General features: G+C 34.4%; 15 protein-coding genes. 7 read left to right on the forward strand and 8 right to left on the reverse strand.

The genetic code is table 11. The features are described 5' to 3' along the window. Positions 1-43: 43 nt before the first annotated feature. Complete coding sequence (locus tag ABD792_RS07255; protein ID WP_345005210.1) at positions 44-967, reverse strand: alpha/beta hydrolase family protein; 924 nt, start codon at positions 965-967, stop codon at positions 44-46. A 446-nt stretch (positions 968-1,413) separates the two neighbouring features. Between ABD792_RS07255 and ABD792_RS07260 the strand changes: the two genes are divergently transcribed. Next, the gene (locus ABD792_RS07260; RefSeq protein ID WP_345005211.1) at positions 1,414-2,079 is read left to right on the forward strand and encodes a M15 family metallopeptidase; all 666 of its coding nucleotides are present in this window, start codon (positions 1,414-1,416) and stop codon (positions 2,077-2,079) included. 47 nt (positions 2,080-2,126) lie between these two features. Here the strand turns inward: ABD792_RS07260 and ABD792_RS07265 are convergent, their stop codons facing one another. After that, positions 2,127-3,368 carry a DEAD/DEAH box helicase gene (locus tag ABD792_RS07265; protein ID WP_345005213.1) on the reverse strand — a complete coding sequence of 414 codons (1,242 nt, stop codon included), beginning with the start codon at positions 3,366-3,368 and terminating at the stop codon, positions 2,127-2,129. A 25-nt stretch (positions 3,369-3,393) separates the two neighbouring features. After that, a complete protein-coding gene (locus tag ABD792_RS07270) occupies positions 3,394-3,774 on the reverse strand; it encodes a hypothetical protein (protein ID WP_345005214.1) in 381 nt (126 codons plus the stop codon). A gap of 103 nt (positions 3,775-3,877) precedes the next feature. Between ABD792_RS07270 and ABD792_RS07275 the strand changes: the two genes are divergently transcribed. From ABD792_RS07275 to ABD792_RS07285, 3 genes are all read left to right on the forward strand, one after another. Next, positions 3,878-4,471 carry a SprT-like domain-containing protein gene (locus ABD792_RS07275; RefSeq protein WP_345005215.1) on the forward strand — a complete coding sequence of 198 codons (594 nt, stop codon included), beginning with the start codon at positions 3,878-3,880 and terminating at the stop codon, positions 4,469-4,471. A gap of 23 nt (positions 4,472-4,494) precedes the next feature. Next, positions 4,495-5,574, forward strand: coding sequence for a mannose-1-phosphate guanylyltransferase (locus ABD792_RS07280; RefSeq protein WP_345005216.1), 1,080 nt, complete (start codon positions 4,495-4,497; stop codon positions 5,572-5,574). 110 nt (positions 5,575-5,684) lie between these two features. Beyond that, the gene (locus ABD792_RS07285) at positions 5,685-7,145 is read left to right on the forward strand and encodes a DUF389 domain-containing protein (protein ID WP_345005217.1); all 1,461 of its coding nucleotides are present in this window, start codon (positions 5,685-5,687) and stop codon (positions 7,143-7,145) included. Here the strand turns inward: ABD792_RS07285 and ABD792_RS07290 are convergent, their stop codons facing one another. Continuing rightward, positions 7,146-7,913: an ABC transporter ATP-binding protein gene (locus ABD792_RS07290; RefSeq protein WP_345005218.1), complete on the reverse strand. Its 768-nt coding sequence runs from the start codon at positions 7,911-7,913 to the stop codon at positions 7,146-7,148. Then, on the reverse strand, positions 7,913-8,650 hold the full coding sequence (locus tag ABD792_RS07295) for an MlaE family ABC transporter permease (RefSeq protein WP_345005219.1): 738 nt from the start codon (positions 8,648-8,650) through the stop codon (positions 7,913-7,915). Before ABD792_RS07295 ends, ABD792_RS07290 begins: the two co-directional genes overlap by 1 nt. A 104-nt stretch (positions 8,651-8,754) precedes the next feature. Here ABD792_RS07295 and pafA point away from each other — a divergent pair, with 104 nt between their 5' ends. From pafA to ABD792_RS07310, 3 genes are all read left to right on the forward strand, one after another. Next, on the forward strand, positions 8,755-10,422 hold the full coding sequence (pafA, locus tag ABD792_RS07300) for an alkaline phosphatase PafA (protein ID WP_345005220.1): 1,668 nt from the start codon (positions 8,755-8,757) through the stop codon (positions 10,420-10,422). Between the two features lie 4 nt (positions 10,423-10,426). Then, the gene (locus ABD792_RS07305; RefSeq protein WP_345005222.1) at positions 10,427-11,239 is read left to right on the forward strand and encodes a DNA/RNA non-specific endonuclease; all 813 of its coding nucleotides are present in this window, start codon (positions 10,427-10,429) and stop codon (positions 11,237-11,239) included. Positions 11,240-11,332: 93 nt separating this feature from the next. Beyond that, complete coding sequence (locus ABD792_RS07310; protein ID WP_345005223.1) at positions 11,333-13,042, forward strand: T9SS type A sorting domain-containing protein; 1,710 nt, start codon at positions 11,333-11,335, stop codon at positions 13,040-13,042. 34 nt (positions 13,043-13,076) lie between these two features. On the opposite strand, the gene ABD792_RS07315 is transcribed toward ABD792_RS07310, so the two are convergent. Genes ABD792_RS07315 through ABD792_RS07325 form a run of 3 tightly spaced genes read right to left on the reverse strand, consistent with a single transcriptional unit; the run spans position 13,077 to position 15,553 of the window. After that, positions 13,077-13,931 carry a glycosyltransferase family 2 protein gene (locus ABD792_RS07315; protein ID WP_345005224.1) on the reverse strand — a complete coding sequence of 285 codons (855 nt, stop codon included), beginning with the start codon at positions 13,929-13,931 and terminating at the stop codon, positions 13,077-13,079. A gap of 9 nt (positions 13,932-13,940) precedes the next feature. Continuing rightward, positions 13,941-14,468 carry a methyltransferase gene (locus tag ABD792_RS07320; RefSeq protein ID WP_345005225.1) on the reverse strand — a complete coding sequence of 176 codons (528 nt, stop codon included), beginning with the start codon at positions 14,466-14,468 and terminating at the stop codon, positions 13,941-13,943. A gap of 26 nt (positions 14,469-14,494) precedes the next feature. After that, the gene (locus ABD792_RS07325; protein ID WP_345005226.1) at positions 14,495-15,553 is read right to left on the reverse strand and encodes a 3-oxoacyl-ACP synthase III family protein; all 1,059 of its coding nucleotides are present in this window, start codon (positions 15,551-15,553) and stop codon (positions 14,495-14,497) included. Positions 15,554-15,576 lie beyond the last annotated feature (23 nt).

The following is a 15,576-nucleotide window of genomic DNA, read 5'->3' on the forward strand; positions in this document are numbered from 1 at the left end:
AAGCTTAAAGTTGATTGATTTGTCCACTTTTTAGATATTAAAATTAGTTTATAAAGTCCGTAATAGCTTCAATAAGTTTAGGGGATAACATCCTAAACGATTCATTGTAGGATTTTGAGTTTTCCAAATCATCACCCTCAATAGGAACCAAAACATGATTCATTTTGTCGATGATCACTAAGGAAGCATTGTTGGATGCTTCATTAAGAATAGTTGCTTCTTCTGCTGGTACTTGTAAATCTTTGGTGCCGTTAATAATTAAAATAGGAAGCTGTAAATTTTTAATTTCTTCCTTAGGATCATATTTCATCCAATTGGCCATAAAACCTTGAATGTCTTTATTGAATATAGATGCTAAGGCAACAGGGTAATCTTCAGTGGTTTTTCCCTCACTTAAGGTTTGAAAAACCTTTTTGGCATCTTCAGTAAACATTGGAGCTGTCTTTTCCAATTGTTCTATAATTACTTTATCAATACTTTGTCCAGCACCAGCAATCGATATAAAACCGTCGGCTCTGTTTTTAGCAGCTAGCATTCCCACTAAACTACCTTGACTATGACCGACTATGTATATTTTATTGAATTGTTTTGTAGATTTAAAATAGTCAATTACAGAAACAGCATCCGTAACAAAATCATCAAACACGATATTTTTATCAATAATACCTTGTCTTATTTGCTTAACAACGCGTTTATCGTATCTAAAAGTTGCAATATTGTTATTCGAAATGCTTTCGGCTAATTTTTTAAGTGCATTATTTTTTAGTAGGTTTTGATTGCCATTTCTATCGGTAGGGCCAGAACCACCAATTATTATAGCTAGATTGGGCTTTTCTATACCAGAAGGTAGTATAAGAGTACCGTCTATAAACCTATTTATAGATAGGTTCTGCTCAGAGGCTTGTTTTTCTTGTGCATTGAGTAATTGAAGGCTTGTAAATAAGAATAAAAGCAATTTAAGTTTCATTTGTTTCTAGATTTTAAACAATACAATAATATAATATAAGTAGCTTAAAATTTAATAAATGAGACTAATTTTCTATTAGTGGTAGCCAATTTTGTTTTTCTTAGTTCGTGTATTTCATCGATAATTTTAAATATTTCAACCTTAAATGTTAAAAAAATGTGTATTTCATCGATTTTATATGTTTTTTGTCGTCATGTTTGTTTTATAATTATATCTTTGACGTGTACTAAATAACATACTTTTTAGTTCAATGGATTAATTAATTAATATTTGCATTATGTTGTTGATGTAGAGACCCTAAATCTAACTTCGTAATAAAAAGCAAATTAAAGAAAGCCGAGTTTGAGGGAACTCGGTTTTTTTGTTGCCTATTTTTGAGCGAAAATAAATTTATATACCTTAGCTTATCATTTAGTTTATATGGCTAAATGTTTAAGATTAAACGAATGAAAGTTTTTTTGAAATATCTTATTTTGTTCTACTCGGTAATTGCATTTGGACAATTACCTGAAGGGTTTGTATACGTTCAGGATGTAATTCCAAATATAAAAGTGGAATTGCGTTACCATACTTCAAATAACTTTGTGGGTAGGCCAATAGAAGGCTACCAATCAAATAAGCTCATATTGACTGAGGCAGCTGCTTTGGCATTGAAGCAAGTTCAGGATGAATTGGAAAAACAAAACTTATGTTTATATGTGTTTGATGGTTATAGGCCGCAGCAGGCAGTTAATCATTTTATAGAATGGGCAAAAGCACTAAGCGATACAATAAATAAACAACGCTTTTATCCAAATGTAAAGAAGCGCTATTTGTTTAAAGAAGAATATATAGCAACACGTTCGGGACATAGCAAGGGCAGTACTGTTGATTTAACTATTTTAGATGGCGCTACCAATAAGCTCTTGGATATGGGCAGTCCATATGACTTTTTTGGTAAAGAATCATGGGTTGATTATCAGGGGCTTACTGGAGCTCAAAGGAGTAATAGGCAACTTTTGCAAACCATTATGCTTAAATATGGATTTAGAAATTACCATAAAGAATGGTGGCATTTTACGTTACGAGGAGAGCCTTATCCAAAAACGTATTTTGATTTTCCTATAGAGTAAAAACAGCTCTGATTTCTTAAAACAATGCTTTTAGCTTGACTATTAATTTAATACCATCGTTTCTTTTTCTTTTTTGAAGCGACACTTTTTCTGCCTTTTTTGTGTTTACTACCCGTTTTTTTAGATTTATGAATTGCTGGTTTTGCTTTTGGATCTAAAGGGTAAGGATGATTTTCTTCAATAGGGATTTGTGCATTGATGAGTTGTTCTATGCTTTTTACGTAAGTTTTTTCGTCTGCAGAACAAAATGAGTATGATAAACCAGTATTATTGGCTCTGCCAGTCCTACCAATACGATGTACGTATGTTTCGGGTATGTTAGGTAAATCGAAGTTAATAACAGCATCTAATTCGTTTATGTCTATTCCGCGAGCAGCAACATCGGTGGCAATTAATATATTTACATGGCCATTTTTAAATTCGTTTAAAGCATTTTGTCTAGCAGTTTGCGATTTGTCTCCGTGGATGCTATCCGCTTTATAACCATTTTTAAGAAGTGTTTTTTCAAGTTTATCTACGCCAAACTTTGTGCGCCTAAAAATAAGGATGCTGCCTTTTATGTTGTTTCTTAGTAAATGTAAGCAAAGCTCTATTTTGTTCCGTTTTGGGACATAATATAGTAATTGGCTTATATTTTTAGAGGCTGAAGCGCTGGGGTTAATTTCAATACGTTCTGGAGAGTTTAAGATGTTATTTGCTAATTGCTCTACTTTATAGGGTATGGTTGCAGAGAAAAGTAGTGTTTGTTTGCCGTTGGGGCATAGACGTTCAATTTTTTTAACATCATCTATAAAGCCCATATCTAGCATTAAGTCGGCTTCGTCGAGTACAAGGGTTTCGATATAATCTAAATTTATGATGTCCTGTTTGTGCAAATCTAGTAGTCGTCCAGGGGTAGCAATTAAAATATCGACACCCTTTTTTAATATGTCCTTTTGTGGTTCAATTGAAGTGCCTCCAAAAACAACAGTCGTTCTTAAATTGGTATATGTGCCATATTTATTAAAGTCTTCATTTATTTGAACGGCTAGCTCACGAGTTGGGCTAACAACTAAAGTTCTTATTTTTTTTCCTCTTTTTAAAGCATCTTGTTTGTCAAAAAGTAATTGTAGAATGGGTAGGGCAAAGGCGGCCGTTTTACCGGTTCCTGTTTGAGCGGAAACAATTAAATCCTTTTTTTTTAGAATTAGTGGGATCGCTTTATTTTGAACTAGCGTAGGATCGTTATAGCCAATCTCGGCAACAGCCTTTAAGATAGGCTTATTTAGTAGTAAGTCTTTAAATGACATTCTTTTTTTGACAAAGATAGTTTATTTAGGCTAGTACTTTACTTAATTTAATGGCATTCCAAGTATGGTCAATACGAAGTAACTTTATAGGTTTGAGTCTGTAGTCTCCCAAGAAATCCCAATCAAATTCCAAATGAAGTTTAGAGAGCTCGCTAATTGATGTAATTTTTGGGTAAAATACCCATACTATTGCACTGTCCAATAATCTAGGAAATAAGGTGAGCATTTGGTTTATAAATTCTTCCTTAGTATTTACAAAAACCAGTGCGCAATTAACACACGAAGTGGTTACTAAAGATTCGAAGTAATTTATACCATCAAAAGAATCGTTAAAAGCTTCCGGTTTGTTTAAAATATAAACATCATCGTTGTCTTCTAATTCTAATTTTATAGTTAGTAAGCTCATAAAATAAAGATACAAAAAAAACGTATTGTTAAAAAGTAAGGAAAGTTGTTTTATAACTTAAATTGCCTATTGTTCTTAAAACAATTAGTTTATTTTTGTAGAAATGAAGAATTTGCTTAACGACTATTTGCCGAAATTGGCATTGCCAAAAGTTTTAAAACTTTTAGAAAATGAGCAATTAACTGTTAAAATAAAGGCAGAACGTAAAACACGCCACGGAGATTATAAGCGTTTGTCTAACGGTAAACATCAAATTACAGTTAATTCGAATTTAAATGAATATCGGTTTTTGATAACGCTTATTCATGAAATTGCCCATTTTGAAGCATATGAAAATCACGGGCATTTTATTAAGCCACATGGAATTGAATGGAAACGGTGTTTTCAACATTTAATGTTGCCTTTTTTGAACCCAGACATATTCCCAATACAATTGCTTCCGCTTTTAGCGAATCATTTTAAAAACCCAAAAGCATCTAGTGATACAGATGTTCGTTTAGCACTGGCCTTAAAACAGTTTGACGAACCCAACGATAAGGCCTATGTTTTTGAGGTGCCTTTAGGTAGTGTTTTTAAAATATATAATGGCAGATTGTTTAAAAAAGGACACAAGCGTGTAAAACGTTATGAATGTGTAGAGGTTAATACAGGTAGGTTATACCTTTTTAATCCCAATGTGGAAGTTGAAATGATATAAAAATGGTAGAAGATAAATAAGAAATGAATAAAGACTATTATGCCATATTAATGGCAGGCGGTATTGGAACAAGGTTTTGGCCGGTTAGTACTAAAGAATTTCCTAAACAGTTTCACGATATGTTGGGGACGGGGGAGACACTTATCCAAAGAACATTTTGCCGGTTGTCTAAAATAGTTCCCAAGGAGCATATTTTTATTTTAACTAACGAAAACTATAGCGATTTGGTTTGCAAGCAGTTACCTGAGGTCACAAAAAGTCAATTGGTTTTAGAACCAGCCATGAGAAATACTGCTCCGTGTATTTTATATGCATCGTTAAAAATTCAAAAAGAAAACCCTAATGCTTTAATGGTTGTGGCACCTAGTGACCATTGGATTGAAAATGAACAGGCATTCATTACGAACGTTCAACAAGCTTTCGATTTTTGTTCAGCTAATGATGTCTTGATGACTTTAGGAATTCATCCTACATTTCCTAATACAGGATATGGTTATATTGAATATGATAAAGCAACGAAAGAAACCATAAAACCTGTTAGTCAGTTTAGAGAAAAACCAGATTATGAAACAGCTAAAAGTTTTATCGATCAAGGAAATTTCTTGTGGAATGCGGGTATCTTTATGTGGAGTGTGAAATCTATTGTAAAGGCTTTTCAAGATAATCAACCAGAACTATATGCCTTATTTGTAAGAGGAACAGAAGTGTATAATACGGACATGGAAGCTGAGTTTATAAATGAAAACTATGGTAAATCCGAAAATATTTCGATCGATTATGCTGTTATGGAAAAATCGGATAATGTTTATGTTATTACTGCTGAATTTGATTGGAATGATCTAGGAACCTGGGGTAGTCTATATGATAAACTTCCAAAGGACGGACATAATAATGCCATATTAAATGCCAGATCCTTAGCCGAAAATGCAGAGGGTAATATTGTTAGGACTAATAAAGATAAACTCGTTGTTGTTGATGGATTGAACGATTATATTATTGTTGATAAAGAAGATGTATTGCTTATTTATCCAAAAAATAAAGAACAGGATATTAAACAGATACTTCAAAGAGTAAAAAAAAAGTATGGAGATGATAGTTTGTAAGATTTAGATATGTAATAATGTAATTGTAAGTCTTTTACCTACTAGCTTTACAGATTAGGAATTTAAAACAATATTGTTGTATCTTTAAAATGCGAGTATATCATTAATCTATGGAAGAAAATAAATTCAATTTTTCAGAAGAGGAGTTAAAGAAGGAACAGACCATCGAAACTTCTAAAGAAACAATAAAAGAAGAGGCAAAAGGGCTTTTTCAAAGTATAAGGAACTTCTTAAATGAATTGCTTGATTTTAGGGACGATACAGACAGGGAAGCAACGATTCAAGCTATTAAAAATGATATCCCGTTTAAAGGAGCTACTGCATGGATTTTAATTTGTTCCATATTTGTTGCTTCTATAGGATTAAATGCTAATTCTACGGCAGTTGTAATTGGAGCGATGTTAATTTCTCCCCTAATGGGGCCTATTTTAGGTGTAGGGCTGTCTATTGCAATAAATGATATCGATACCCTTAAAAAATCATTGATAAACTTAGCTACAATGATTGCTTTGAGTTTATTGACGGCTTTTTTGTTTTTTTGGTTCTTTCCATTGAGTGATGTTACTTCCGAACTTTTGGGCAGGGTGAAACCAGACATACGTGATGTTTTAATCGCATTCTTTGGAGGTTTGGCTCTTATTATAGCGCGAACCAAAAAGGGAACGATTGCATCCGTTATTTTTGGAGTTGCTATTGCTACAGCTTTAATGCCCCCACTATGTACTGCTGGTTATGGGTTGGCCAAAGGAAACTTGGAGTACTTTTCTGGAGCCATGTATTTATTTACTATCAATACAATTTTTATAGCTATGGCTACTATTATTGTATTAAAAGTGTTGCGTTTCCCTATGCTTAAATATGTTAACTCTAAAAAGCGTCGGCGCTTGGCAAGGTTAGCTACTTTATTGGCAATTGTTGTTATGATCCCAGCTATCTGGACATTTTTAAATGTTTTAAATGAGAGTAATTTTAATAGAGATGCCAGTAGTTTTGTAAGTAATGAACTTAAGTCTTTGCCCCATGCAGATTATTTAAAGAGAAATGCTAGTTATAAATACGATAGAAAAGGGAGCTCTGTAATCGAGCTTAATACGTTTGGCTTAGAAGAAATACCTGAGTCTACTATAGCTATATTACAGGATAGAATGAAAGATTATAGTGCTTTAGGTGATTGTAAGTTGGTGATTAATCAAAATCGATCTAAGTTAAATAACTTTAGGTATATGGAAGAACTACGCACACGTGATTCTTTAGATTTGCTGTCGCAGACACAAAAAATAAACTTTTTAGAAAACAAGGTAAAGCAATTAACAAAATTAGAGAAAAACTATATAGCATTCGATCAGTTGGCAAAAGAGGTAGAGATTAATTACGAAACTATCGAACAGATATCTTATGCCAATGTAATAAACTCAAATTTTAAAAAAATGGATACCCTATCTGTTTTTTCAATTAAATGGGTCGATTCTTTATCTAACGAATCCATTAGAAAAAAGGACGTAGAAAAGTTAGAGAAGTGGCTAAGGTTAAAACTGGATTTAGATACCTTGGTCGTGAAACGTGTTAATTAACTATTGGTTTTCTTCCAAATACATCTTTCTAACTTTCTTAAATAAATTAGAAGAGTAAACAAAATTTGTTACAGCTTCGTTATCGGTTCTGAATATCGTTTGATTGGATCCCTCCCAAGCTTTTAATCCATCTTTTAAAAAAACTATTTTTTCTCCTATTTCCATAACAGAGTTCATGTCGTGGGAATTAATAACAGTAGTTATTTGATACTCATCTGTAATTTCCTGGATAAGATTGTCTATAACAATAGCGGTTTTTGGATCAAGTCCAGAGTTGGGTTCATCACAAAATAAATATTTAGGGTTGTTAACAATGGCTCTTGCTATGGCCACACGCTTTTGCATACCCCCAGAAGCTTCACTGGGCATTTTGTGATGCGCATTGTCCAAATTAACACGCTTTAAAACAAAATCAACCCGGTCTTGCATTTCACTTTTACTTTGTTTGGTGAACATTTGCAAAGGGAACATAACATTTTCTGCAATGGTCATAGAATCAAATAAAGCACTTCCTTGAAAAACCATGCCTATTTTAGAACGTAAATTACGTTTTTGATCCTCGGTCAATTCGGAAAAGATCTCTCCATCATAGGAGATGGAGCCTTCTTCATAATTAAATAATCCTAAGAGACATTTAAGAAAAACAGTTTTTCCTGAGCCACTTTGTCCAATAATAAGATTGGTTTTCCCCTTTTCGAAAGTTGTGCTAATACCTTTTAACACTTCAGCTTCACCAAACGATTTATGTAAATTCTTAACCTCTATCATTAGCCTAACAACATTCCTGTTAATATATAATTAAGTAAAATAATAACCACACTTGTCCACACAAAAGACGTGGTACTGGCCTTACCAACTTCTAGGGCACCACCTTTCATATAAAACCCATGAAAGGAAGGTATGGTTGCTAAAACAAATGCAAACACAAATGTTTTAATAAACGAATAGATAACATGAAAGGTATCAAAGTCTGTTTGTAGACCAAGTATATAATTTTCTAGTGAAGTATATCCTCCAAAAACACAAGCAGCCATACCTCCTAGAATCCCTAAAAACATGCCAATTGCTATAGCAAAAGGATACAGCATTAAAGCAATTGTTTTTGGAAATACAAGATAATTTAAAGAGTTAATCCCCATCACTTCTAAAGCGTCTATTTGTTCTGTAACACGCATTGTGCCTATACTAGAGGTGATAAAGGAGCCTACTTTTCCAGCCATGATAATAGAGGTAAAGGTCGGGGCAAACTCCAATATAACAGATTGCCTTGTGGCAAACCCAACCAAGTATTTAGGGATTAATGGGTTGTCAATATTTAAAGCCGTTTGTATGGTAATAACACCTCCAACAAAAAATGAAATAAAGGCTATGATGCCTAAAGAGCCAATTATCAAATCGTTAATGTCCTTAAAGATCAATGTTCGCATAACCGACCATTTGGTAGGCTTGCGAAACATCTCGGCAATCATTAAAAAATAAGAACCAATGTTATATAGGTATGTCATACTTTAATTTGTTGGTGCTAAAGTAAAAAAACTAAAAGCATTTTAAATTAAAATTCGATTATGATATCCAAAAAAATGTATTTTTGGCGGCAAAACCAATAATCATGTTAAAAAATATTGTATCACTAGCAATGTTGTTGCTAATAGGGACAATTTCTAAAGCTCAAGAAGATAAGCTTAATTTCGAAACAAAGGAAGCTTCATTAATTAATGAAAGCCCAAAACTAATTGTGGGTATTGTAGTTGACCAAATGCGGTATGATTATTTAACTCGTTTTTATAATAAGTATGGAGAAGGCGGCTTTAAGCGCATGATGAAAGAAGGGTTTAACTGTAAGAACAATCATTATAACTATGTACCAACCTATACAGGGCCAGGTCATACCTCAATATACACGGGAACAACCCCTAAGTATCACGGTATTATTGCAAATGATTGGTATGACAAAGAAATTAAGGATATGGTATATTGTGCGGGTGATGAAGCTGTTCAACCAGTAGGAACCTTAGATAAGGCAGGGAAGATGTCACCTCACAGAATGAAAACTACCACATTTGCCGATGAGAACAGGTTGTTTACACAAATGCGGGGGAAGACTATTGGAATTTCAATTAAAGATCGTGGTGCGATCTTACCTGCTGGACATACAGCAAATGCAGCATATTGGTTTCATGGAAAAAATGAAGGACATTGGATATCAAGTACGCATTATATGGATGAATTACCCAAATGGGTAAATGATTTTAATGCGTCTGGTACAGTGAAATCTTATTTAAAAGTTTGGAACACGGTTTACGATATTAATGATTATGTAGAGAGTGGCAGTGATTTAAATACCTTTGAAGGCGGTTTTAAAGGTAAGAAGACAGCAACGTTCCCTTACGAACTTGCCAAATTAAGTGACCAAAATGGAGGTTTTGATATTCTTAAATCTACACCATACGGTAATAGTTTAACGGCAGATTTTGCCATAGCAGCAATTAGTGGTGAAGCATTGGGAGAAGATGATATAACCGATGTGTTGGCTGTTAGTTTTTCTTGTACGGATTACGTAGGACACAATTTTGGGGTTAATTCTAAAGAGGTAGAAGATACGTATATACGTTTAGATAAAGATTTGGAAAGGCTATTCAATAATCTAGATAAAAATGTTGGTAAAAATAATTATACCGTTTTCTTAACGGCCGATCATGGAGCTGTTGATGTGCCAGCTTATCTGCAAAGTGTTAAAATTCCAGCAGGTTACTTGAATAATTCTAAAACTAGAAAAGTGTTCGATGCCTTTATGGAGGAGTCATATGGAAGTAAGGATTTAGTTGAGAATATTAGTAATAATCAAATATTTTTAAATAGAGAAAAAATAAAAGCTTTGGGCTTAAATTTAAATGATGTACAAGAAGCTATTGTAAACGAAGTTCTTGCTTATGCTAACATCGATAAAGCGTACAGTGCAACTACAATGAGTTCCGCATCATTTGAAACAGGAGTAGAAAGTTTTGTGCAGAAGGGATTTAACCAAAAACGATCAGGAGATATCATTATGGTACCAGACCCAGCACATATTTCATATGGAAAAACAGGCTCTTCACACGGAAGTAGTTTGAATTATGATACACATGTGCCTCTTTTATTTTTTGGAAAAGGGATTAAACATGGACATACCTTACAAAGAACAGATATTACAGATATTGCTCCAACCATGTCTGCGTTATTAGGAACAAGTTTCCCTAATGGAGCCATTGGTAAACCTTTGGAGTTTGTTTTAGAATAATAATTTGAATAAAAGAGAAGTATACGCCATATTAACAGCCTTAATTTTTTTAGGGGTTTATGTATATGAGTATTCTTTAAATGAAGAAGAAAAGGCAACGGTAGTTTCAGAGGGACAAGTTGTAAAGGCACATACTAAAGAATATTTGCTTCCCACGAGCACTACAGGGCAGGTTGTACATCATGAAGGCTATTCTTTATCATATAGCGAGCCTCATGAACAACCAGAATGGGTGGCTTATCAATTAAAGAAGTCTGATTTGTCGAAAGCAAATTATAAACGTCCTTATTTTGAAATTGATAAAGCAGTAAAGACAGGAGCGGCCCATTGGAATAACTACAAGAATTCCGGTTACGATCGGGGCCATTTATGTCCGGCTGGAGACCGACGTCATAGCTTGTCGGCTTATAAAGAAACCTTTTTAACCAGTAATATTTCACCTCAGGAACATACTTTTAATTCTGGTATCTGGAACAATTTAGAGCAACAAGTTAGGTATTGGGCTAAACAATATAACGGTGTTTTTGTCATTACTGGTGGCGTTTTGGAAGAAGGATTAAAATCCATTGGAAAAGAACAGGTTTCTGTTCCCGATTATTTTTTTAAAGTGCTTTTGTCAACTCAAAATGGGAAAACCAACATGATTGCTTTTTTAGTGCCCCATAAAAATTCCGACAGACCATTGTATGAATTTGTTGTGTCTGTAGACGAAGTTGAAAAGTTAACAGGTATAGATTTCTTTTCTAAACTTAAAGATGAAATTGAGTACAAATTGGAGGCATCAAACAATAGCAGTACATGGGACTTTTACGACTGACCGATTTTTTTTGTACCTGATGCCGTAGATAGTAACTATTCTATTGGTTTTTTGTATATTATTTGATCTTATTAAATTATAAATCAAATAGTTATGAAGGAAAAGGTACACGGTGATTCCCCAAGTCGATGTTTTGTAATTATTAAAACCCAGATACTTCTTTTTGCTTTAATGGTTTTAAGCATGGGGTTTGTAACAGCTCAAAATGAGCATGCCAATGAAAATGCCACTGTAGATGGCGGTTGGGTAAGTACTATGGATAACACAAGCATTTGTCTGGGTGATGAAAATCCAGACATAATTAATGCTGTTGTTGAGGGGGCTTCCGGACGAGTAAAACAATGGATTGTAACAGATACAGATGAAAATATTCTGGATTTACCAGAAAGTGTAATCATAGATTTTAGTACATTCGAACCAGGAGATTACAGAATATACCATTTGTCTTATAATGGTATAAAACCCTTATGGCATAAACATGTGAAAAATTTGTCTGATCTTCTCGGAAGGTACCATGTCTCTCATAATTATATCGATGTCCTTGTGCAACAAAAACCTACAGGTGGTACATTGGAAGGCGGGCCATTTGAATTTTGTGTAGGTGATGGCGAAGCAGATCACATACCTGAAGGAGCTATTACACTTTCTGGAAATATGGGGGCTAATTCACAATGGGTAGTAACAAACGCTGATGGATCGGAAATTCTTGGATTACCACCTAATAGTTATACAGAAGTTAACTTTGACGAAGCGCCTGCTGGCACTTGCTTGGTATGGCATTTAATGTATGAGGATGGTATTAGTGGTTTGGAGGTAGGCAATAATCCTGCAGATCTGATAGGGTGTTTTGAGTTTTCAGATTTTGTTACCGTAATTAGAAAACATACAGAAGGAGGAACCTTAGAAGGCGGGCCGTTTGAATTTTGTGTTGGTGATGGTGAGGCAGATCACATACCAGAAGGCGCAATTACATTAACGGGAAATGAAGGGGCTTCTTCGCAATGGGTAGTTACCAATGAAGACGGTACCGTTATACTTGGATTGCCGCCCAACAGTTATTCTGAAGTAAATTTTGATGAAGCACCAGCGGGTACATGTTTGGTATGGCATTTAAGCTATGAGTGGGAATTAGAAGGACTAGAAGTAGATGGATTGGTTGCAGATATAATGGGGTGTTTTAGTTTGTCTAATGCCGTAGAGGTTATTAGACACCAACCAGATGGGGGAACCATAACAGGTGGGCCGTTCGAGTTTACTGTAGGGGATGAAGTAGCAGATAATATAGCGACAGATTCCATTAGTCTTGCTGATAATGTTGGAAGCATGTCGAAATGGGTGTTCACCGATAAAAATGCTGAGAAAATATTAATATTAGCTGACGATTATACCGAACCGGACTTTGACGAGACAGAGGCCGATACCTGTTTAGTGTGGCATTTAAGCTATGAAGAAGGTATAGTAGGCTTGGTACAAGATAGCTTAGTTATGAATCTGGAAGGATGTTATGACTTTTCCAACGCCTTAGAAATCATTAAAACAGAAAGTTCTAGTACAGGTAAAATTGCATTATATCCCAATCCATCTAAAAGTAGTGTTACTGTAGACTTGTCGAAATTCGTAAGCGGAAATACAAGTGTCAAGATATATAGCTTACAAAGAAACCTATTATTTAATGCTAACTATGGTAAAACAATTAAGAAAATTCCATTGCACACAAATGATTTGGAAAGCGGAATCTATTTTGTTAGTGTAACCAATATTAAAACGGGTATCAGGGCTGTTAAACGCCTGGTGGTAGAATAGTAGTAAATAGTTACTTAGAAGGTAAAAGGTTCAATTAATTTGGACCTTTTCTGTTTAACATCCCTTTCCATCTCAAGTTCCTGATAAAATCACCTTGCTCTTTAGAAACAAGAAAGTCTAGTTTGCTATGTTTGGCTTTAAAATAACCAGCCATGTAATCCTTAAACAGTTTTAAGCTATGCTTTTTGTAAGCTAACTTTATTGCAGAAATCAAAGTGATTAAAAAACCATAGCGCATTTTGTACATGGCTTCCCCTTGCATATGCTTAGATGCTTTATTGTAGCTAATGCCAGTAGGCTTTAGGTGTTTCACTTTTAAAGATGCATCTGTTAATATGTTCCAACCGTAAAATTTGGCAAGTAGCTCGTCTACAGTATCCCAGCCCATCGAAGGTTTTAATTTACCTATTTGAAGAAAGCACGATTTTCTATAGGCTTTAAGTGCGCCACGAATATGATCTTTACGGGTTAAATTTTCCAATTCCCAAGTATCATTCTTTTTAATATAACAAAAACCCGACGCCATTCCGAGTGTTTTGTCTCTGTTAAAATGGCTAGCCAGTTGTTCCAAATAGTTGTCGGGAAATATTAAATCGGCATCAAATTTACAGATTACATCATAATGATCATCTAAAACTTCATAACCTTTATAAAATGCATTTATGATTTTTGAACCGGGCAAGTGCTCGTTAGACGATTTGGAGTTTACTAATGTAATATAAGGGTGTTTGGTAGAATAGCCTTCAATAATATCTTCAGTGTTATCCGTTGAATTATCGTTAACCACAACAACTCGTTTTGGTAACAAGGTTTGTTTTACCAAAGAACCTAAAGTAAGTCCTATGGAATTCTGCTCGTTATGCGCTGGGATGATGATGTAGAAGTTCATGTCGAATTGTTATTTGCTAATTTTTTCAGCATAAACAATATAATACCTTGGAGTAAACCACCTTAAAATAGGGCGGATGCCTATTTTCTTGGTTGGGTTCGTCCATTTTTTACGATCTATGATTTTCCAACCTGCTTTTTCTAATAACCAATCGAATTGCCAGTCCTCAAATTCGTGATAATGCCTGTCCAACATATCTGTTTTACTTCTATAAGCCGAAGAAAACCACAATTTAAGGGGGACACTAGCAACTAATTTATCTGTTTTAATGGATTTTAAGACTGTAAAGGGGGATAGTAAGTGCTCAAAAATTTCGAAAGCAGTAACAACAGAGGCATTAGAGTTTAATATGGTTGATGTATCTACATCCAAATCTTCTCCTTTGGTGTTTTCAACACAAAATCCATGTTGCTTCATGATTTCGGAAAAAGGGTTTTCTACACCTAGATCCAGAATGGTTTCTGAATTAGAAATATGTTTTTTAAGAAATTCTAGTGTATGCTTAAAACGTTTGTTAGGAAATGTTTTTTCGTACATTTTACATGTTCGCTAAAGCGGTTAAATTAATATTTGTAAACGATCGCATTAATATGCATACCTGCACCAACGCTTGCAAATATAATAACATCCCCTTTTGTAAGACGATGATTTTCCAATTTATTGTTTTTTACTAAATCGAATAGGGTAGGAACCGTTGCAACCGAGCTATTGCCTAATGTTTGAATGCTCATAGGCATAACCCTTTCTGGGATGTCTGTTCTATACAGTCTGTAAAAACGTTTTAATATGGCTTCATCCATCTTTTCGTTTGCCTGATGGATAAAAATCTTTTTCACTTCCTTAATATTAACGCCACTATTATCCAAACAGGTTTTCATAGCCTTAGGTACATTGGTAAGAGCAAATTCGTAAATCTTGCGGCCATCCATTTTTATGTAGCGCGTATCTTTGCATTTATCTGGATTGTTCGATTTACCAAAGAACAAATAATAAGCTTCATCATAGGTAAAACTGGCTGTTTCATGAGCTAAAATGCCTCCTGTTTCTTCAGTAGCTTCAATAATAGTAGCACCTGCGCCATCAGAGAAAATCATTGAATCTCTATCATATTTATCAACAACCCTAGAAAGTGTTTCAGACCCAATCACTAGGCAACGTTTCGCCATACCAGATTTTATAAAGGCCTTAGCTTGAATTACGCCTTCTATCCAACCAGGGCAACCAAAAAGAATATCATAAGCTATACACTTAGGGTTTTTAATTCGTAAGCTATGTTTTACTCTGGCAGATAAACTAGGAAGAATATCACTTTGTATAGTACTGTGCTTTACGTCACCAAAATTATGGGCAACAATAATATAGTCTATCGTTTCTGGATCAATATCGGCATCGGTAATGGCTTTTTCAGCAGCAAAAAAAGCTAGGTCAGAAGCATTTAAATGGGGTTTTGCATAACGACGTTCAACAATGCCTGTAATAGCTTTGAACTTGTCTACAATAACTTCACTTGGTTGATTTATTATGGAACCATCGGTGTTGAGGAATTGACGTTGATGGAAGTTTTCGTTTTTCTCAATGGTATCAGGGATATAGCTTCCTGTCCCCGTAATTTTTATATTCATAAAAGAAGAATGCCTTTAATTGT

This window comes from Snuella lapsa (genome assembly GCF_039539345.1).
GTDB lineage: Bacteria > Bacteroidota > Bacteroidia > Flavobacteriales > Flavobacteriaceae > Snuella > Snuella lapsa.